This window comes from Paenibacillus sp. FSL H3-0286, assembly GCF_045040705.1.
Lineage (GTDB): Bacteria > Bacillota > Bacilli > Paenibacillales > Paenibacillaceae > Paenibacillus_AQ > Paenibacillus_AQ odorifer.
Genome location: NZ_CP150285.1, coordinates 3,056,146 through 3,076,987, shown reverse-complemented (window position 1 = coordinate 3,076,987; position 20,842 = coordinate 3,056,146). Strand labels below are relative to the sequence as shown.

21 protein-coding genes and 1 riboswitch are annotated in these 20,842 nt (G+C 43.6%); of the genes, 7 read left to right on the top strand and 14 right to left on the bottom strand.

Annotated elements, in window-relative coordinates; translation table 11 throughout:
- Positions 1–180: 180 nt before the first annotated feature.
- Positions 181–837, top strand: coding sequence for an S-layer homology domain-containing protein (locus MHB37_RS13785; protein ID WP_076125959.1), 657 nt, complete (start codon positions 181–183; stop codon positions 835–837).
- Positions 838–932: 95 nt separating this feature from the next.
- On the opposite strand, the gene MHB37_RS13780 is transcribed toward MHB37_RS13785, so the two are convergent.
- From MHB37_RS13780 to MHB37_RS13770, 3 genes are read right to left on the bottom strand one after another with little or no spacing between them, the layout of a single operon-like run.
- A complete protein-coding gene (locus tag MHB37_RS13780) occupies positions 933–1,685 on the bottom strand; it encodes an amino acid ABC transporter ATP-binding protein (protein ID WP_076189904.1) in 753 nt (250 codons plus the stop codon).
- Positions 1,686–1,698: 13 nt separating this feature from the next.
- Positions 1,699–2,367 carry an amino acid ABC transporter permease gene (locus MHB37_RS13775; RefSeq protein WP_036686309.1) on the bottom strand — a complete coding sequence of 223 codons (669 nt, stop codon included), beginning with the start codon at positions 2,365–2,367 and terminating at the stop codon, positions 1,699–1,701.
- A 53-nt stretch (positions 2,368–2,420) separates the two neighbouring features.
- Positions 2,421–3,257, bottom strand: a complete 837-nt coding sequence (locus MHB37_RS13770; RefSeq protein ID WP_076183478.1) for an amino acid ABC transporter substrate-binding protein — start codon at positions 3,255–3,257, stop codon at positions 2,421–2,423.
- 222 nt (positions 3,258–3,479) lie between these two features.
- Positions 3,480–3,583: riboswitch (TPP riboswitch) on the top strand.
- A gap of 198 nt (positions 3,584–3,781) precedes the next feature.
- Here MHB37_RS13770 and MHB37_RS13765 point away from each other — a divergent pair.
- From MHB37_RS13765 to thiE, 6 genes are read left to right on the top strand one after another with little or no spacing between them, the layout of a single operon-like run.
- The gene (locus tag MHB37_RS13765; protein ID WP_248548111.1) at positions 3,782–4,477 is read left to right on the top strand and encodes an ABC transporter ATP-binding protein; all 696 of its coding nucleotides are present in this window, start codon (positions 3,782–3,784) and stop codon (positions 4,475–4,477) included.
- Complete coding sequence (locus MHB37_RS13760) at positions 4,458–5,234, top strand: ABC transporter permease (protein ID WP_081383239.1); 777 nt, start codon at positions 4,458–4,460, stop codon at positions 5,232–5,234. Before MHB37_RS13765 ends, MHB37_RS13760 begins: the two co-directional genes overlap by 20 nt.
- On the top strand, positions 5,231–6,268 hold the full coding sequence (locus MHB37_RS13755; RefSeq protein ID WP_248548110.1) for an ABC transporter substrate-binding protein: 1,038 nt from the start codon (positions 5,231–5,233) through the stop codon (positions 6,266–6,268). The genes MHB37_RS13760 and MHB37_RS13755 overlap by 4 nt, the downstream gene beginning before the upstream one ends.
- Positions 6,269–6,309: 41 nt before the next feature.
- On the top strand, positions 6,310–7,104 hold the full coding sequence (gene thiM, locus MHB37_RS13750; protein WP_076125949.1) for a hydroxyethylthiazole kinase: 795 nt from the start codon (positions 6,310–6,312) through the stop codon (positions 7,102–7,104).
- A 23-nt stretch (positions 7,105–7,127) separates the two neighbouring features.
- Entirely contained in the window at positions 7,128–7,958 is an 831-nt protein-coding gene (thiD, locus tag MHB37_RS13745) for a bifunctional hydroxymethylpyrimidine kinase/phosphomethylpyrimidine kinase (RefSeq protein WP_248548109.1), read from the top strand.
- Positions 7,948–8,604, top strand: a complete 657-nt coding sequence (gene thiE / locus MHB37_RS13740) for a thiamine phosphate synthase (protein ID WP_081390612.1) — start codon at positions 7,948–7,950, stop codon at positions 8,602–8,604. The genes thiD and thiE overlap by 11 nt, the downstream gene beginning before the upstream one ends.
- Here thiE and MHB37_RS13735 read toward each other — a convergent pair.
- From MHB37_RS13735 to MHB37_RS13685, 11 genes are all read right to left on the bottom strand, one after another.
- Positions 8,585–9,277 carry a pseudouridine synthase gene (locus MHB37_RS13735; RefSeq protein WP_076125945.1) on the bottom strand — a complete coding sequence of 231 codons (693 nt, stop codon included), beginning with the start codon at positions 9,275–9,277 and terminating at the stop codon, positions 8,585–8,587. The genes thiE and MHB37_RS13735 overlap by 20 nt on opposite strands.
- Before the next feature lie 109 nt (positions 9,278–9,386).
- Positions 9,387–9,569 (bottom strand): DUF3934 family protein, encoded by a 183-nt coding sequence (locus MHB37_RS13730; protein ID WP_076125944.1) that lies wholly within the window; start codon positions 9,567–9,569, stop codon positions 9,387–9,389.
- Positions 9,570–9,685: 116 nt separating this feature from the next.
- The gene (locus MHB37_RS13725) at positions 9,686–10,084 is read right to left on the bottom strand and encodes a hypothetical protein (protein WP_076125942.1); all 399 of its coding nucleotides are present in this window, start codon (positions 10,082–10,084) and stop codon (positions 9,686–9,688) included.
- Between the two features lie 121 nt (positions 10,085–10,205).
- Positions 10,206–11,291 (bottom strand): aspartate-semialdehyde dehydrogenase, encoded by a 1,086-nt coding sequence (gene asd, locus MHB37_RS13720; protein ID WP_038570412.1) that lies wholly within the window; start codon positions 11,289–11,291, stop codon positions 10,206–10,208.
- 466 nt (positions 11,292–11,757) lie between these two features.
- Positions 11,758–12,360 (bottom strand): response regulator transcription factor, encoded by a 603-nt coding sequence (locus MHB37_RS13715; RefSeq protein WP_036686291.1) that lies wholly within the window; start codon positions 12,358–12,360, stop codon positions 11,758–11,760.
- Entirely contained in the window at positions 12,360–13,496 is a 1,137-nt protein-coding gene (locus tag MHB37_RS13710) for a sensor histidine kinase (RefSeq protein ID WP_076125940.1), read from the bottom strand. Before MHB37_RS13710 ends, MHB37_RS13715 begins: the two co-directional genes overlap by 1 nt.
- 158 nt (positions 13,497–13,654) lie before the next feature.
- Complete coding sequence (locus tag MHB37_RS13705; RefSeq protein ID WP_076189903.1) at positions 13,655–14,719, bottom strand: fatty acid desaturase; 1,065 nt, start codon at positions 14,717–14,719, stop codon at positions 13,655–13,657.
- Positions 14,720–14,862: 143 nt separating this feature from the next.
- On the bottom strand, positions 14,863–16,059 hold the full coding sequence (locus tag MHB37_RS13700; RefSeq protein ID WP_405169499.1) for a hypothetical protein: 1,197 nt from the start codon (positions 16,057–16,059) through the stop codon (positions 14,863–14,865).
- 14 nt (positions 16,060–16,073) lie between these two features.
- Positions 16,074–17,672, bottom strand: a complete 1,599-nt coding sequence (locus MHB37_RS13695; RefSeq protein ID WP_341171755.1) for a response regulator — start codon at positions 17,670–17,672, stop codon at positions 16,074–16,076.
- Between the two features lie 17 nt (positions 17,673–17,689).
- Positions 17,690–19,009: an ABC transporter substrate-binding protein gene (locus MHB37_RS13690; protein ID WP_076308159.1), complete on the bottom strand. Its 1,320-nt coding sequence runs from the start codon at positions 19,007–19,009 to the stop codon at positions 17,690–17,692.
- 62 nt (positions 19,010–19,071) lie between these two features.
- Positions 19,072–20,796 carry a sensor histidine kinase gene (locus MHB37_RS13685; RefSeq protein WP_076304181.1) on the bottom strand — a complete coding sequence of 575 codons (1,725 nt, stop codon included), beginning with the start codon at positions 20,794–20,796 and terminating at the stop codon, positions 19,072–19,074.
- Positions 20,797–20,842: the final 46 nt, after the last annotated feature.

Here is a 20,842-nt window from a genome sequence, read left to right as displayed (position 1 = left end):
CATCATTATATCATTTCATGCCACTTATCCAAAGTACTACACCCCAATCTGGCCTATATTTCTATTAAAATCTACTTTTTCGTGAAATAATACAGATTAGACCGCAACCTTTCCATAATTTACAACGTTAAAGGAGTGACAAAGGCTAAGGAGCCTATCCATACAACGAGGTGAAAAGACATGAACATGAAAAAAAGCACACTAGCAGCGATCACAACCGTAGCCATTTTCTCCTTTTCTTTGGGTGGTCAGATGTTTGCAGCTGGGAACACCTTTAAGGATATTGATAACATAAACGGCAAAGAAAAAATCATTTCTTTAAAAAATCAAGGGTTAATTAAAGGTGTCAGCGAATCTCAATTTCTCCCTGGCTCTAAGGTAACTACAGCCCAAGGGATTCAGTTTATCTCCGGCGGTCTCCAGCTCAGCCTCGCAGCCATTGACTTTAACAAAGCTCCTGTTGCCAGCGGCTTGTTCACAAAAGTAAAAGACAAAGCCTGGTACGCTGAAGCCTTTATCAATGCTTATTACAATCAAGTTAAGCTTCCAAAAGACATTGATCCTAGCCTAATTATGACCAAAGAGCAATTCACTAACTATCTAGTGCAAGCGATCGAAGGCGTTGGTAATCTGCCGATGATCAATATCGTTCCAGTAGATATCGCCGATGAAGCGTCACTGACCCCTGCATATCAAGGCAGTATTCAGCGCTCCCTGAAATACAAGATCAATACTCTAGACGCTAACGGAAAGTTTAATCCAAAAAGCGAACTCACCCGTGCCGAAGCAGCGATTATGCTCTACAACGCTTTGGAGTTCCTGAAAACTGGAGGATAAGCCAAATTTCAGTTACTCTTCTCATTTGAATAATCTATACAAGAAAAAGCAGCTCCGGATGATTCCCGAGCTGCTTTTTCTTGTATATTGTCTTTCTACTCTTCTTCACCATTCAGTCTATTCAGAAATTGCAGAGCCCGGGGATTCTTCGGATGCTCCAGCACTTCTTGCGGAGTTCCTTGCTCTAAGATATGACCGCCATCCATCAAAATGATCCGGTCCGCTACATCGGCGGCAAATTTCATCTCGTGGGTCACAATCACCATAGTCATACCTTCTGCTGCTAATTGTTTGATGACCTTAAGCACTTCCCCTACCAGCTCGGGGTCGAGCGCCGAAGTGGGCTCATCAAACAACAGCACTTCTGGATCTACTGCCATAGCCCGGGCGATGGCCACTCTCTGCTGCTGTCCTCCTGACAGCTGATGTGGATAGTTATCAGCTTTATCAGCCAAACCCACCTTAGCCAGCAGTTGAAGGCCCCGCTTACGCGCTTCTTCCTTGGTTCGTTTCAAGACAGTTACCTGTCCCTCCATCACATTGCCTAGCGCAGTCATATGCGGAAATAAATTATACGATTGAAAGACCATCCCTGTTTTCTGCCGAAGAGCTAATACGGAATTCTGAGGAATTTTCTTATGATCTGTAAAATTGATGGTGATATCCCCGAGTGACAGGCTGCCTTGATCCGGGATTTCCAACAGATTAAAACAGCGCAGCAGTGTAGTTTTTCCGGAGCCGGATGGCCCAATAATGACAAGTACCTTTCCATGCTCCATTTTCAGATCAATACCCTTTAACACTTGGAGTGCGCCGAAGGATTTATGCAAATTAATGATTTCAATCACAAGTATCTCTCCTTTAGGTCGCAGAGTAACGATCGAGTCGTTTCTCCAAGTAATTTTGCAGCGCCGACAGCACAGAACAGAACACTAAATAAAACAATCCTGCTTCGGAGTATACCAGCAGAGGCTCATAAGTGGTAGAGGCTACCTGCTGAGCAGTTCTAAACATCTCCGTATAGGTGATGATCGCTGCAAGCGATGTATCTTTGACCAAGCTAATAAAAGAATTGGATAACGGCGGTACAGAAACGCGTGCAGCTTGTGGCAGAATTACGCGGCGCAGAGCCTGCCCACGAGTCATCCCGACTGAGAAGGCAGCTTCCCACTGGCCTTTATGTATCGACAGGATAGCAGCGCGTACGATTTCCGATGAGTAAGCCCCTACGCTAAGGGTAAATCCAATGGTGGCGGCAATGAAAGGGTCGAGTACAATACCAACAGCCGGCAAACCATAAAATATAATAAATAGCTGCACTAACAACGGGGTTCCCCGAATGACCCATACATAAAAACGGGCGATTAGCTTCGGAATTACCCACGGTGAAAGACGTGCCAACGCGGTTAGGATCGCCAAAATCAATCCAAGCACAAAGGAAAGTAGCGCCAACGGAATGGTAAAAGCCACCCCGGCTTTAAGCAGGGGTAGCAGTGTATCTAAGAAAATTTGTATTTTGCGGTCATCCATTATTCAGACATCCTTTTTAGCTTCTAGGCTTAATTAGCCTTGCTAGCCTTGTATTATTTTGAAACGTCAGCTCCAAAGTATTTCTCGGAAATTTTCAAGTACGTTCCATCACTTTTCATCTCTTTAATCGCATCACTGACCGCATTCACCAGCTCATCATTGCCTTTCAGGAATACCGCGGCACTTTGTGAGCCTTCAGGAATCTCATCAACCACTTTAATTTTTGCATCTGGTTTTTGTTTTTTCAGATCCAGATAAGACAAGCCATCATTCACAGTTGCATCAATACGTCCCGAAGTCAGCAGGTCCATCGCTTGATTGAAACCGTCCGTAGCTACGATTTCAGCACCGTTCTCACGAGCGATGTCGGATAAGTTACTGGTCAGGGATTGTCCGGCTTTTTTACCCTTTAGATCAGCAAAGGTCTTAATATCCTCATTGTTTTCGCTCACGATCAATACTGCCTTGGATACAATATAGGGTTCAGAGAAATCATATTTCACTTTGCGATCTTCGTTAATGGAAACTTCATTAAAAATGACATCAAACCGTTTCGCATCCATCCCAGCAAAAATACCATCCCACTGAGTTTCAAAAAATTCAGCTTCAACACCTAAACGTTTGGCTACTTCTTCGGCAATTTCCACGTCAAAACCCGTCAATTTCCCCGCAGTGTCATGATAAGTAAAAGGTGCATAAGTCCCTTCTGTACCTATCCGCAATTTGCCGCTGGCCTTCACAGCCTCCAAACTGTTTTGCGCTGAAGATGCTGCTCCACCATTCGTTCCAGCTGTTGGTTCAGCAGCCGTATTGGTATTCGAATTATTGCCGCAAGCCGCTACAAGGACCACGGTTAACGCCAATATAATAGTTAAACTCCATTTTTTCATTATTAAATCCCCTCTCTCTATCCGGTTTTTTTCCGGTAAATTGAATAGTACACTGCCATCACATGATCGTCAATACTTTTTTCCGATTATGTACATCGGAATTGTAATATTAACTAGATTTCTACTTATATCTTACCCAATCTTGGATTAATCCTTCACTTCTTTCTCTCTTTACTTCTCAGAAAGATATGGTATATTTATAAACAAATTAATATGGACCTGTTATTTCACTAGGGGAGTCGGCCGACTGAGACGGAGCTTCAAGCTCCGGACCCTTGGAACCTGATCTGGATCATACCAGCGGAGGGAAGTGGAGCAGAATTTTCATCAAGCATGTTAAGTGTTATTATGCAGAATGAACTTTTTGACCCATTCATTTCCTCTGGAAATGGATGGGTCTTTATTTGTTTAGGCGCTCCACAAAAATATTAGGAGGTTAGATCATCACGACCATTTTATCTATTCAAGGCCTAACCTACTCTTTTCCGGAAACTGAACAACCCCCTGTATTCGCAAAACTATCCATGGATATCAGGCAAGGGGAATTCGTCTCCGTAGTAGGTGCTAGCGGATGCGGGAAAAGCACATTTTTCAAAACGGTTGCCGGTTTACTCGAACCTACTCATGGAAAAATAAAACTCCCTACGCTCCCCTCAACCGCTAGTCGTTTAGGTCAGATCGCTTATATGCCTCAGCAGGATTTATTGCTGCCTTGGAGAACAGTGCTCGACAACTGCCTTTTGCCCTGGGAGATCATGCCCAGATTTAGTAAACAGGAAACAATCATTCAGATTCGGGAAATGTTGGCCCGCTTCGGCTTAACAGATGTAGAGAAGGCTTATCCCCATGAACTTTCGGGAGGAATGAAACAGCGAGTCGCATTTCTGCGCACCTTAGTGGCTGGAGGCGGAAGTGGCCTTATGCTGCTGGATGAGCCCTTTGGCGCTCTCGATGCCATGACCAAACGTGAGATACACCGTTGGCTGTTGGAGTTATGGGGTGAACTGAATCAGACGATTATGCTCATCACTCATGATCTGGAAGAAGCACTATTGCTCAGTGATCGAATTTATTTATTATCTGGCGGTGCGCACAGCGAATTACAGGAGATCATTGTCGATCTACCAAAACCAAGACATTATAAGATGAACTATGAACCCCGGTTTATAGCACTACGGGCAGAGTTGGAGCGAAGATTGCATGCAACCTATACCTTTTAAAAAACATCTAGACAACTATGGTCCCTTCCTTCTTCTGGTACTGCTCATTCTTGTAATCTGGGAGTCAGCTGTTCGCCTTCACTTGATTCCAGCCTTTATTCTCCCTGCACCTTCATCTATTGGCATCGCATTGATCGAGCACAGGCAATTATTATTTGGACAGCATTTATTAGCGACGTTGCAGGAGATACTGGTAGGTTTTGTCCTTTCTGTGATTTTTGGTGTATTGCTGGGTATTGGAATGTTCCTGTTTCGCCCCGTAGAAAAGGCCATCTATCCCTTCCTTATCATTAGCCAGACGGTCCCATTAATTGCGCTATCGCCCATTTTTATTATGTGGTTCGGATATTCGCTGTGGAGCAAAGTGGCTGTGGTGTTTTTGACGGCTTTTTTTCCAGTTGTAGTGAGTACATATGATGGACTTCGTACAAGTGGCCAGACTTACAAGGACTTATTATTAACATTTGGTGCAAACCGCTGGCAGCTGCTTGTCAAAACCCAAATTCCACTGGCGTTGCCTGCTTTTTTCTCTGGCTTAAAGCTGTCCATTGTATACTGCGTCATCGGAGCTACTATCGGGGAATGGCTCGGCGGCAGTAAAGGACTCGGTTACTTCAGCCGCAGAATGGCCGGAAATATGCAGAGCGATGAAATGTTCGCGGCTGTATTTCTGCTGTCCGCGCTTGGTGTTGTGCTTTTTCTGGCGATAGCTTTACTCGAACAATTATTTTTAAAGAAAAGAGGATCTAACCAATGAATCATTTAAAATCCCCACAACGAGGACTTATTTCTGTATTTCTAGTATGCACACTTTTGCTCTTAAGCAGCTGCGGGAAGGCAGACAAGCTAAATAACAACTCCCAAACCGGTTCCTCCAATACCGATAATAAGCAGTCACACAAGCTGACGATTATGCTTGATTGGTATCCCAATGCCGTTCATTCCTTTCTATACGCTGCGCAACAGCAAGGATTTTTCCAAGAGGAAGGTTTGGATGTCGAGATCAAAATGCCTGCGGACAGCAATGACGCCCTAAAGCTTGTAGCAGCAAATCAAATTGATCTAGCGCTCAGTTATCAGCCTCAGGTGCTTATGGCACGCGGAGAGAAAATCCCTGTACGTTCGATTGCAGCAATCGTGCGGCATCCACTGAATCATCTGATGGTTCCTCAGGCAGGCAGTATTCATAGTCCCAAAGAGCTCGTGGGAAAACAAATCGGCTACTCCTCCATTCCGCTCTATGAAGCGATGATTCGGACAATGATCCAGAGTGATGGAGGCGATCCTTCATCCGCCAAGCTGATTGATGTAGGTTTTGACCTTATCCCTGCGATCTCTACAGGACAAGTGGACGCAATAATGGGCGGATTCATCAACCATGAACAACTGATCCTTGAAAAAGAGGGACATCCGGTCACCTCGCTTAATCCAACGGATTACGGAGTACCTGACTATTATGAGCTTGTGCTGGTGGCCAGCGAACAAGGATTGCAAAATTCTGAAGCCTACTTTAAAAAATTTCTAAATGCCATAACAAAAGGACAGGAATTTGTGGAGCAGAATCCTGAACAAGCCCTGGATTTACTGATTGCACATGAAGATGCAACTTCACCGCTCGACAAGGAGATTGAGAAAAAAAGTCTTGAAATTCTACTGCCGCTGATGAATGCAGGCGATCAAACTTTTGGTTATCAAGACCCGACATCTTGGGAAAAGGTTCAGCAGTGGTTATCCACCAACGATCTTCTACCAGAAGATATTAAAGCACAAGAAGCTTTTATCAATCTGTAACGTTTAGTTGGTTATTCATACAAGCTTGAGGAGGAATTATGATGAGTTACTTAGCCAAAGTACGGGAATCCAACCCCTTGATCCACAACATCACTAATATTGTAGTAGCCAATTTCTCAGCCAACGGTCTGTTGGCGCTGGGTGCCTCTCCCTTTATGGCGGATGCCCACGAAGAAGTGATCGACATCGCCGCTATGTCGTCTGCTGTAGTTCTAAATATAGGCACACTCAATGACTACGCCATTCAATCTATGTTGCTCGCTGGTAAATCCGCTAATAAACACGGGGTTCCCCTAGTGCTTGACCCGGTAGGTGCAGGCGCAACTTCTTATCGGACCGCTGTCACTCAAAAACTAGTGAATGAGATGCAAATCACCGCACTGCGGGGGAATGTGGCTGAAGTCGCTAATGTGATTGGGGAGAGTTGGTCCATTAAAGGAGTGGATGCTGGCGAAGGTGAAGGCGATGTAGTCCTTTTGGCTGAAGCTGCTGCGAGGAAGTTAAGCTGTGTGGTCATCATAACTGGAAAAGACGATGTGATCACGAATGGAAAAAACACTTATATTGCCAGCAACGGTCACCCTATTCTCACGAAGGTTACAGGAACTGGCTGCTTGCTCAGTGCTGTTGTGGGTGCATTTCTCGCGGTAAGTGGTGGTGCCTCGTTGGAGGCCGCAGTGGAAGCCCTCTCCTTCTATGGAGTAGCCGCTGAAATCGCCGCTGAACTAACAACTGGTCGAGGACCGGGAAGCTTTCAGGTTGAGTTTCTAAATCAACTGACATGGGTCACGCCAGAAGTCTTCTTAGAAAGATCTAGCATCAAACAGCTCAGTTAATGACCCTCAAAGGAGTGAATTCGATGATTATATCCAAAGCTCTAACCATTGCCGGCTCCGATAGCGGCGGTGGTGCTGGCATTCAGGCCGATCTAAAAACCTTTCAAGAGCTTTCTGTCTATGGGATGTCCGTCCTCACAGCTGTGACAGCGCAGAATACGCTGGGTGTCCAAGGGGTTTATCCAGTGACTCTGGAAGCTATAAATCAGCAGCTTGATTCTATAGGACTTGACCTGCAACCAGATGCCGTAAAGACCGGGATGTTATTTAACAGCGACATCATCCGCATTGTGGCAGATAAAATTAAGTATTACGGCTGGTCTAATCTTGTAATTGATCCTGTGATGGTCGCTAAAGGAGGGTCCACACTGCTGCTGCAGGAGGCGGTTCAATCCTTAATCAGCCATCTGCTGCCCTTAGCATTGGTGACGACACCCAATATTCCCGAAGCCGAAATGATCACAAAGATGACGATCTCCACCATAGAAGAACGCAAAAAAGCAGCCAAAATCATTCATGGCATGGGCTCCAAATATGTAGTGCTAAAAGGGGGACATGATACCTCAACCACAGCCGTAACCGATCTTCTATATGATGGTCACGAATATACCTTATTGGAGAGTAGCCGGATTCAGACCAGACATACGCATGGTACAGGCTGCACCTATTCAGCAGCAGTTACCGCCGAGCTAGCCAAAGGCAAATCCGTAGCTGAGTCCATTCAAACTGCCAAAGCATTTATACAAGCGGCGATTGAGGACGAGCTGGGCATAGGGGCTGGGCATGGACCAACCAATCATTTTGCTTATCAAAACAGACTGCGGGGGATAAACAGTGCAACGAATGAACAGTGAACATCTGCGAGATCTATTAAAAGTCTATTTCATAATGGGCAGCGTAAATTGCCGTAAAGCTCCCGTTAAGGTGCTGCAGGAAGCGGTAGCTGGGGGCATAACCATGTTTCAATTCCGTGAAAAGGGTACCGGATCCTTAAGCGATAAGGCACGACTTAATCTTGGCAGACGACTTCAAAAGATCTGTCATGCCAATGGCGTGCCCTTTATCGTGAATGACGACATTGATTTAGCGATCGCGCTTGATGCGGACGGAATTCATGTAGGACAGGAGGATACACCTGCATTGGCGATCCGCCAGCTACTTGGAGAGAATAAAATCATTGGTGTATCCGCTCACTCCTTCGCTGAAGCTCAGCAGGCGATTGCCGATGGAGCCGACTATCTGGGCGTGGGTCCCATCTATCCTACGTCATCCAAGGAGGATGCCAAAGCTGTTCAAGGCACTGCGATGATTGAAGAACTAAGAAATAAAGGCATTACCATCCCATTGGTTGGCATTGGGGGAATCACGCTGCAAAATTTTGCACCAGTATTAACAGCTGGTGCGGATGGGATTTCTGTTATCTCAGCGATTGCCGGAGCTGAAGATATTACCACAACTGCCAGAGGCTTTGTTGACAAAGTCAGTTTAAGCGGGACATAAGCTCATACAGCTCTTCACTGCTTAAATGCCGCCATTGTCCCAGCTCCAAGCCGTCTAATGTAATATTCATAATTCTTATGCGCTCCAGCTTTAGTACTCTATATCCTAACTCCTTGCACATTCTGCGTATTTGCAGATTGAGACCTTGAGTTAGGATAATTCTAAACTGACATTCTGTAATCCGATAGACCTCACAAGGTTTCGTTGTGACTCCAAGAATGTTCACGCCGCTAGACATCGCTTGTAAGAATTCTGACGTAACCGGTTTGTCTACATGAACTACATATTCTTTTTCATGCCCATTCTCGGAACGCATCATTTTATTTACGATCTCTCCATCGTTGGTTAACAAAATGAGGCCTTCCGAGTTTTTATCTAATCTGCCGATCGCAAAGATCCGTGAAGGATACCCTACAAAATCAATAATGTTCCCAGCCACATGTGGGGCTGCTGTACAGGTAATGCCTATCGGCTTATTCAAAGCGAGATACACTGGCTCCCCTTTACTGCTTGTTATCGGCTCCCCATCGATCCATACGATATCCTCTGGCTCTATAAGAATGTTCGCCTCACAGACAATGCCGTTCACAGCGATTCGACCTGCTGCAATTAATCGCTTGGTTTCCCTTCTGGAACAAAAGCCTGTTTCGCTTATATATTTATCGATTCTCACTGCTGATCCTACTTTCTCTCTATATACTTACATCTGGTCATAAAAAAACACCTGATTTTAACGATCAAAATCAGATGTTAACCTTCAGGAATAACCCAGTTTAAGGGAGCTATTTGGTGCTTCCGCTTTTTTTCACGTTACTGCCCTTGCTTCCACTTGCACCTTTAGCACCTGGACCCATCGTTGGATCACTTTTAGCAGGTTTAACTGGTTTTGCTGTTTTGTTCCAGCGTGTCCAGCCTTTACTCCCCGTACCTCTGCCTGTGCCGCCACCTTTACTTTTTGCACCCATTATATCACTCCGTCAGTCATTCAGAATTCGTATAGTTTATACACTTTACCTATCTTACCACACTCTCAACCTTTCTGTTTAAGTAATAACAAATGCTTCATCTTATTAGCCACTGTTTAGAATTTAGCATCTTTATTCATTTCATGAATATCAAAGGTATCCTGATGTATTTCGATGGCGATGACGGTGTCCTTTTTTTCAAAAAATTGCACATGTCCTAACCGCTTGTCCTCCAGCTCTATCCATCCAGCATCGTTTAATTTATTAAAATAGCCGTCAGGCCGATAAAGACCTTGTACTCCCCCTATATTATCCAACTCGTACTTTGCTCCAATTTTTATATTAGGGTTATTTGAATTTGTTATCACTACGATTTCTTTGGCATTCTTCGGAATAGGAATTTCGGCATTTATAGAGGACACTCCATACTCTTGTTCCTCTTGAGCTGACGATGTACAACCGCTTGTAAACAGGATTAATGGTAACCATATAAAAGCTAATAAATATTTATTCAATGGCATCCTCTCCTTCCATAACTTATTTTACCAAATTCAAAATTAAAATAAAAACACCCCACCAAAGACTAAGCTTTGTTGAGGTGTCTATTCACATCAGCTTTGCAGCTCATGCATGGACTTATTTCGGTTGAATATAACCTTCTGCTTTCAGAAGCTCAGCGATCAGCACAGCACCGCCAGCTGCTCCGCGCAAGGTGTTATGGGAGAGACCTACGAATTTGTAATCATAGAGGGCATCTTCCCGGAGTCTGCCCGTCGATACGCCCATTCCGTTCTCGATATCACGATCCAGCTTGGTCTGTGGACGATTGTCCTCTTCAAAATAGGTAATGAACTGTTTAGGTGCGCTAGGCAGTTCAAGCTCCTGAGGACGTCCTTTAAAACTCTTCCAGAGATTCAGAATCTCTTCTTTGGACGGTTTTTTCTCAAAAGAAACAAATACAGCAGCCATATGTCCATCCGCTACAGGCACACGGATACACTGCGAAGTAATCGTTGGCGCTTCACTCTTTACGATACCCTCTTCTTCAACGCTTCCCCAGATCCGCAATGGCTCTTGCTCGCTTTTCTCTTCTTCGCCACCGATATAAGGAATCACGTTGTCCAGCATTTCTGGCCAATCTGCAAAAGTCTTTCCTGCACCAGAAATCGCTTGATAGGTGGTGACCACCACTTTAGAAGGATTAAAGTCTTTGAGCGCATGAAGTGCAGGCACATAACTTTGAATGGAGCAGTTAGGTTTAACCGCAATGAAACCTGTCTCTGTTCCCAGACGTTTTCTTTGCTGTGCAATAACCTCAAGATGCTCCGGATTAATCTCAGGAATGACCATAGGCACGTCAGGCGTCCAGCGATGCGCTGAGTTATTGGAGATTACTGGCGTTCCGGTGCGCGCATAAGCTTCTTCGAGCGCTTTAATCTCATCTTTTTTCATGTCTACAGCACAAAAGATCAAATCTACATCCGCAGCTACTTCTTCTACCTTAGAAGCATCTTGGACCATAATATTCTTTACGTTCTCAGGCATTGGAGTAGATAACTTCCATCTGCCCTTGGCCGATTCTTCATACGTTTTTCCAGCAGATCTAGCACTGGCAGCAATCGCAGTTACTTCAAACCAAGGATGATTCTCTAGAAGGGCAATAAAACGTTGTCCTACCATACCTGTGCCGCCAACTATGCCGGCTCTTAGCTTTCTTGACATCAGAAAATACACTTCCTTTTGATTAACTGTCCTATTGTGGATAATAGGCCGATAATTAATGATATACGGCGCGGGAACATTTGGCGAGTGTTAACATCAAAATAACATTAAAAATTTTATTTTTAGCGGATTATATTGAATTTCACTAATGCTAATAAAAGAAATAGCTGCACTCAGTACAATTATAAGTCTATTTTCTGCTTAGACAACTCTTTAACTGCATTCTCTACAACTATTTCCCCGAAAAATAATGGAAATGCCCTCTAAGTGAACTTTTAGATGTAAGAAATGCAACTAAATCGCATCTGCAGAGCATTTTATAGCATATAGTTGTAGGAAATACATCTATTTGCGATTGGTGAGTATAAATTAGGAATCAGCGCTCTGCGATCAGCAATCGGCAATCGGCAATTAGCGATTTACGTTTACAAGCTGCTTCAACCAACTAATCGTTTCTTACCCCCGCTTACTTAAACCAACCTTTTTCCTTAAATCGAGTGATTGCCTCGATGCGGTTACCTACATCCAGCTTATCTAGTATAACTGAGATGTAATTCCGGACTGTTCCCGTGGTAATGTACAACTGGCTGGCGATCTCTTTTGTATTTTTACCGTCGGCAATGAGTCCAAGTACTTCCTTCTCCCGCTGAGTCAGAGGATTTACTTCACCGCTGTAGGCTTCATCCATTAGCTCCGGTGCATACATGCGTCGGCCTGCCATCACATTACGTATCGAAAGTGCCAGTTCTTCGCTAGGACTGTCTTTCAGCAAATAAGCATGAACTCCCGCCTTGAGCGCACGTTCGAAATATCCCGCACGGGCAAAGGTGGTTAATATCATCGTTTTGCAGCCGCTATTCTTCAGCGCTTCCGCAGCGTCGAGACCACTCATCGCTGGCATCTCAATATCCATAATACAGATATCCGGCTTATGCTGCTGAACCATCGCTACAGCTTCTTCCCCGTTGCTTGCCCGGCCCACGACCTTCATATCCTCTTCTAAATCCAACAAAGATGCCAGCGCTCCAAGGAGCATTCGCTGATCCTCAGCGATTACAATCTTAATCATTATACGGTTACCTCCTGTTCCGGATGCTTAAATGCATTTGGGACCTTAATCACTATCGTAGTACCCTCATCTCGCACGATATCCATACAGCCATTTACAAATTCAAGACGTTCCCGCATACCTTGCAGCCCATGTCCTTTAAAATAAAGATCATTGCCCGGGATGCCGGTTCCATCATCTTTCACTTTAATGATGAGATCTGTGCGTGTGGGTTCAATGATAATTGCGCAAGATTGTGCATTACTATGCTTCACAACATTTGTGACAGCTTCCTTAATACACATGCTGAGCACATTCTCCGTAATCAATGAAGTGTTAGACAGTTTAGGATTGCCTTGCAAAACATAGTCGATCTCCGCAGCCGCAAGAAGCTGCTGAATATGAACGAGTTCGTCCTCAAGCCGAATGCCGCGCATTCGCGTAATCATCTCCCGGACCTCTTTCAGCGCACTTCTTGCCGTCTGGCGTACATCATTGATCTCGGCTTTTGCTTGCGTCGGATTACTGTCGATAAGCTTTCCTGCCAAATCACTTTTCAGACCAATTAACGAAAGCTTCTGACCTAATGTATCGTGAAGATCACGTGAAATCCGCTGGCGTTCCTCGAGCTTAACCAATTCTGAAATACGCTTATTAGCATCCTCCAATTGGTCTTGCAGCTTCCCTTGATTATTCCGGTTATAGGTACTGATTGGCAGCAGGATCACTGCAATCATACTGACAAGCACAAAGGGAAGCTGGCTGATAAATACGGGATTACGCGACAGCAGCTCATAATTGATCGTAATAATCGTAGTCAGCAAATGAATGGAGTACAGGGTGAAGAACCCTACTCGGTTCTGGATATTCCCAATAAAAAAGGCTAAAAAAAGCGCAAAATACATATATCCGAACAACAACGTCATCGTTATAGAGACCAGTATCTGCACGCTCGTCCAAAAATAAACTAACCAACCCTTGGAGACAAAAGAAAGCACATAACAAACAAAAAACACAGCGATCATCAAGATTCCCGAAACTACCTGGTAGGGAGAAGAGGACCGAAAGATGAAATAAAACGGTAGAATATAAAATACGACCCATACATAAGGGCTAAGACCTGTACTTTTATGAAAAATATGATGCCACTTCTGCATGTTCGCTCTCCTTTTTGCCATATGCCACTCACCTTATTCTAGCATAAATCCGGTAAAATCCGGTGAACCACAACGATAAAGAGAAAAAAGATTAGAGCGCGAATGAGTTCTCCGGCTCTAACCTTCCATTTTGCTGCTATTTGATTACAATGTAGCTATTATTCTCCCTGGAGTCTGGGCTTATGAACTTGCAGGACCTCGCCTGCAGTTTTCGGTTTATTTAATATGGACTTCATCTCTTTGAAGCTAATGAATCGTTTATTTTCCTCATCCCAAAGACGGAAATTAAGGGCCTTCAAGCTGGTACCAATCGTAATCGTTGTTGCTTTTTGTAGCGGTGGCGTCGCGTTATGCGCTTTTTCCAAATTATAGTTTGGCACCTTTGGACTTAAATGATGCACATGGTGGAAGCCGATATTGCCCGTAATCCATTGCAGCACCTTCGGCAGCTTATAATATGAGCTACCTTCAACCGCGGCCATCACATAACTCCATTCAGATTCATTCTCGAAATAAGAGTCTTCAAACTGATGTTGGACGTAGAACAACCATATGCCGAGAAACCCTGATACAAATGCTACAGGCAGCTGCACCATAAGAAATGCCTGCCAGCCAATAGCCCATATTAGCAAGGCATAAAGCGCTGCGATTGAAATATTCGTCAAATAGGTATTCATCCGCTCTTTGCGTCTAGCACCTTTAACATTGAAACGATACTGAATCATAAAAACAGCAATCGGTCCAAGACCAAACATCACGATGGGATTGCGGTAAATCCGGTAATATAGACGTTTCCAGAAGGAAGCCGCTGCGTATTCCTCGACCGTCATAATCCAAATATCGCCGATCCCTCTTTTATCGAGATTACTGGAGCTGGCGTGGTGAATGGAATGACTATGTTTCCACTGCCGATAAGGAACCAGTGTCAGTACACCTGTGATCGTTCCGATAATATCATTCGCTTTACGATTCTTAAAAAACGATCCATGTGTGCAATCATGAAAAATAATAAAGGTTCGAATTACAAATCCTGCTGCAGGAATAGCTAACAGAAGGGTGAGCCAATAGGAAACGGATAAAGAGAAATAAGCTCCGCCCCATAACAGCACAAGTGGTCCTAAAGTATTGATGAGCTGTCTTATACTTGCGTTGCGGTCATTTTTCTCGTAAGGGGCTACACTCTTTTTAAGGCTGGAGAGCTGTGATGTCTGTTTTGTAGTCATCTATATCGTTTCCTCCTTGATGTGTCCGGCTAAGGATCTTTTCATCTACTCTAAGTATAGAAGATAAAGTGTCATCCTATAAGTCATAAACATCAAGTAGAGAGTATGACAAATGTCATACTCTCCTTCTCATTTAAATTACGTTAGCATTGCAGCCAACATCCATCTTCCTTCACTTCGTATTGACCTTTGATCTCACCAATTCCATTAAGGATTAACGAATCTTTATTAAAAGTTGGAGGTTCATCTAGTACGAGGTGCAGTTTATTAATATTTCGAAGGTCAGCTGTATAGTAGCTAATCACTGGCTTTTCCAGAAAATACTCCGCATCATTGATTTGGATTCGTAAATTATTCTTATGAATGCATTTCTCATCTCCACCAATAATACCCATAGGATTAAAACCCGTAGATTTTATATCTCCTTCAATATACAGGTGGTACCCTTCAAGGCTGATAAAATCAATGAATTCCTTCTCCCTGATTGTTTTGACCGATTGCATAATATCTTCCGTTTCTTTGCTGATGGATATCTCCTCGAAGGGAATGATGACTTGATCCACAAATTGCTTAAAAAACGCATATAAACTTAACTCCGACTTCATAAACTCTTCTTTCCAATCGGTCCGAAGCTCATCCAGCAGCAAACATATAAACAGACCAGAACCGTAGCAGCTTCTTCTGATATTAGCCGAAGATTCAAGTTCATCTATTAAATACGAACTGAATTTGTGCAATACTTCCTCATTAGGTAGGGTGGATTTTTCGGCATAGGCATTTAATTCAACATACCATGCGGGTCCTTCCAGCGTTTCAATAAGATATTCATTTAGCACGTACTCCCCGAGCAGTTGTTCTCTTTGTTGACGGATGGCAATAAATCTGTACATTGCGTGATTACGCTCTTCAATAGTAGCTGCCATTACACTAAGATATAAATGATGTCTTTCTTGAATCCGCAATTCCATATTTTCGAGGGATAAAGGGTAGGTAATCATCAATAATTCATCTGCATAACGTTCATCTCCCATCAGGAATTGATAACCGTGAAATAATTCGTGTACACAAATGGCGTACAAGTCTTCGAATTCTTCATGTAATTCCAGATTAACGATGGCTGTAGGGTGATCCTCATATAAAATGATGGTATCTCCTGAGAATTCATTACTCCAAGGAAGCAAATGTGGATGATATCCTACCGTTTTGAATTTGGGATGATTGTACAGATACACGTTATCCTTATTATAAAATGCAAAAGAAACAGCCTCGAACCCCTTCCAATATTTCTGCAGCTTGAGGTTCGTTAAACACTTAACAATCATCTCCAAATGAAATTCCATCCCTTACCTCCTCTTTAATGGATCTGCTTAGTATTCTCTTCTCGGTATTCTGTTGGTGTTTGACCACTAGCCTTTTTAAAAACCTGTGTAAAATAACGCGGGTCCTGATAACCGACAAGAGGAGCTATCTGATACACTTTTACGTTGCTGCTCTGCAAAATATACTTCGCCCGCTCCATCCGGCAGTGTGTAACATACTCCAAAAAGGTATAGCCTGTTATTTGCTTATATAAAGTGCAGAAATGACTGATGCTGAGATCAGCCAGCTCCGCTACTTCCTCAATACTTAAATCTTTATGGTAATTACTCTCAATATAACGTTTCGCTTTCTCGATGGCGCTACGCGTATCCTCGCGGTTCACAGGCTTGTTCCCTTGCTCCAATCGCACACCAAACTCTTCTTTCAGAGCAGAGATCACTTCATTTAAAGTGCCGAGATTGTGCATCTTGCTAAGTAATCCATGCAAGGACCAATCTGAATTTATATTCAAATACTCATAATTTCTGTATAACACAACGATCAATTCAACAAGAAGACGTTCAGCCATATCCTTAGGAACAGCTTGTGACTCAATAAATAAAGCAAGCTCATCAAATAAAGACCACATCCGGTCTCTATTTAAGGTACGTATACTTTCAATCAGCGCGGTTTCCAGCTCTTTTGGGTATTTCACCTCTTTACTGCTTGGGAACGATATCTCTTCATCAATAAAGACCCCGGCAAGCCCCGAATAGAACCGTTGATATAAGGCCTTCGCGGCCAGAGGGTAAACCGTACTTAATTGATCAATGCCTTGTGTGGTGCGGCTGATGCCTACGGAACAAGACTGCTTGGAGTATCTCTTGATTCCCGCTATCAAATGTTCACCAAGTTCTCTCCTGCTGGCGCTTAAAGATCCAGGGAACAGTAGTATCCACTCTCCATTATGAAACGGGAAAACCGTCAGCACGCCATGCTCCAGTGACCATTCTTCCACAATATTGCGGATTGCAAACAGCCATAGCCGTTTTTCTTCTACACTCCATTGACTGCTCAGTGTGGTGTAGTCATCTAACTGGACAACAGCCATGAAATATCCGCTCTCCAGTTCACTGTTCTCCAGCCATTTCAGATGCTCAAGCGGCCTTGCATTTCCCAAAGTGATTTCTGCAAACAGACGTTCACGTGCAAGCAATGACAGCATCTGTACAGAATGAATCAGCTGATCATTTTGCTTCTGTTCATCCAGCTTGGTTCTGGCGCGGTTTAGCATTTCAACCAGTTCATCATGATCGATCGGCTTCAATAAATAATCAAAAGCGCCTTGACGTAATGCTTCTCTTGCATATTCGAACTCTCCGTAACCGCTTATAAAAATAAACACCAGCTTCGGGTTTTTAGACAATACTTCCTTCATCAACGTAATCCCGTCAATTACGGGCATGCGAATATCACTAATTACGATATGTGGTGAAGTGTCTTCTATCAAGCGGAGAGCTAATTCTCCATTTCGGGCCTCTCCCACAATCTCCATCTGAAGATCATTCCATGGAATGGCTGCTTTTAAGCTACGAAGAATAATCGGCTCATCATCCACGATTATTACTTTATATTTCTCTTGTAACTCATCCATTCCCTGCACCTCCAGGATCATTGTACACTTGAGCTTTGGATCAAATTCCAATATTGAATGGAGGATGCCTGCACTTGCTTTAACGCTTGCTCAGCAGACATTTCTCCGTTAATCATCTGTTCTATAACACTCAGGAACGTTTTTTTCACTTCTGGTGACAATACATTATCATAAGGGACAAAGCTCTTGCGGTTAACTTCCATCATATTCATAACTTGCGCGAATACGGGTCCTGTCTTCTCAGGATCAAAGGCGATGCGCATGGACGGAATTCTCAACCCTTCATATACAATCCGAGTCTGAACCTCCTGGGTGTAAAAAGCTTTCATGAGATCGAGTGCAGCCTCCCGCTTCGCTCCGCTTAGTTCGGAGGAAAGACCGATGCCAAATGTATAACCGCCGGCAATCGAAGGTTGTTCCCCCTTCTTCAATGTGGGAAACGGAATAACACCTACCTCATTTTGAAAATCCGTAGGAGCTGCTGTTCCAGCAAATAAATTGATATCCCAGTTTCCGTTCAGATACATCGCAGCCTTGCCGCTCGTAAATAGTCCCACCGCATTTTCTGTGGATAACGCATTCGATTTCGTACTGAAGGCACCTTCTTTGATCCATTGCTCCAAGTGCTGAAAAGCCTTTAAATACGCCTCATTCTGAAAGCTGGCTTGATCTTCACCAGTGATCAGCTTCTCGATCAAGTCGGCGCCGGCATAACGATCCATTAAATAATGTGCAAAAATTCCTGCGGGCCAACGATCCTCGTTGCCAAGTGCAAATGGAATATATCCTGCCGACTTCAGCTTTAGTATGGCAGCATCAAGCTCTTGCAGCGTTTCTGGCGGCTTCAAACCGAGCTTTTCGAATATGGTTTTATTAAAATATAAAGGTTCAGCATTCCCTTCAATGGGCAAGCCATAAATATGGTTGTCAAAGGTCCAGAGATCCAGATCCTTGAATTGATTGGTTAGCGCATTCTCCCGGACGAAATCCGTCAGATCAATCAGACGCTTAGAGCGCACATAGGGCTCAATTTCCGCTCCACCGAACAAAACAAACATATCTGGCGGGGTGCCAGTAACCATCTCGTTCTTCAGCTTTTGATCACGGTGCAACGTCTGATCCACACCTTCAAAGTTAACTTTCACATTTGGATGCTCTAACTGGTATTTGTCCACGATATCTTCATAAATAGTCAACAGTGGCCGATCATGCTCTTTAATCCAGAAATGACGGAAAGTTAATGTGATTTTCTCTGGTGAATCATCTTCAATGGGTTCTTGCTTTCCTAAAGTTATAAATAAAACCGCACCCGAAATCAGCACTAGATATAACCACATCCAGCCCCATTTCAATAACCATTTTTTGATAACATTCTCCCCCTTTCTTTCCGTACGGTCGATTACGGCAGTATTTTTGGTATTCGGATTCGGATGGTTGAACCAAAGCCGGGGGATGAACACACTAGTATGCCGTATGGACTGCCGAACCGAATATTCAAGCGTTCATGCACATTTTTAAGCCCCACGCCGCTATCACTGTATTTCTTCTGAGCACTTCCCTCGTTATCCCAAAGACTCATCATCTTGGCAAGGTCAAAGCCGGGGCCGTTATCTTTTACGATAATGATCATATCCATGCCCATTTCATAGGCCGTAATCTCAATGACCCCTGGGTCCTCCATCTGCTCAATCGCATGATACAGCGCATTCTCAACAATCGGCTGAACGATCAGCTTTTGTGTCATGAACGTCCTAAGACCATCCGAAAGATCTATGATATACGAGAATTTATCTTCAAAACGAAACTTCTGGATATCCAAATAATGACGGACATGCTCGAACTCCATATGCAGCGGAATCAGCTCCTGATTCTGACTGATACTGATTCGCAGCAGCTTGCCGAGTGAGATGACCATTTTGCTAATATCTTTATTGCCTTGCAGCACTGCCATCGAATTAATCGATTCGAGTGAATTATAAATAAAATGAGGGTTAATCTGCGCCATTAGCGCTTGCATTTCTGCTTCCTTCTTACGTCCCTGCTCAGTCTCCACCTGCACAAGCAGTTCATTGATCTGCGTGCTCATCCGATTAAAGCCATCAATCAGCAAATCACTTTCATCATCAGCACGATAGGGTGTAGTGATCGGCGTAAATATCCCTTGCTTCACCCGCTTCATCCCGTTAACCGCACTATTAATACTATGAACGAGCCTCCGTACGAAATAGCGGTCGAACAAAATGGCGGATAACAGCGAAACTGTACTTAAAATAATCGCAATATTCCGGATGGATACAGATTCTGACGAGATGAGATTCATAGGTGTAATGGCTACTAAATACCAGGCTGCATTATGAGAAGGTAGGAAGGTTATGAGTGATTTTTCCCCCTGATAGTTGTCGATGTAATAGTCATGTTCCTTAGCATAATCATTTTGTAAAAAGGGGAAATCTGTGCGTTGTCCAATATGTTCACCGGATTTATTAAAAACGATATTTCCTAGCTTGTTGACCAGCAAAATATCCCCCTTCTTAAGGGTTGCTGCTTCCCAGAAAATCTGATCCAATAAATCAGGTTTTACATTAACAACCAGATATCCGATATCTTCGAGAGAATATGAATCTTTGATTACTCTTGCTTGTACAAGTACCGGATTGCCGGAGATCTCCGAGCCATTTTCTCCCGGTCCTGACCACACGGGCCGCCCTTCGGCGCCTTCCATCGCGTCAAACCAGCTTTGTCTCTTCAAGTCCTCAAAAGACATCGATGCATTGTATTGATAAATTAAACGATCTTTACTATAAAAACTAAATGAAGTAATCATTGGATGATCAATGAGATAACTGCTAAGCTCCTGCTTTCGATCATAAGTGATTACAAAGTTCTTCTGCTTCAGTGATTGCTGAACAACCGGCTGCGTAATTTTTGAATTCGTGATCGAGGTGATTTCACTAAGCGCGAATTTAAGCTTTCGATCCGTTTCAAGCAGTGAAATCCAGTAGAAGTTGCTTGATTTTTTCTCCATTGCATTAGAAAAATTAACGTAAGTGACGATCCCCATCAGAATAACCGGAATAAAGACGAGAAGAATAATAGCGAACAAGATTTTACGGCGGAGTTTCATGATATTCCCCTTCCCCCTGCTGTCTCTGTCCTCTAGTATTCTTCAC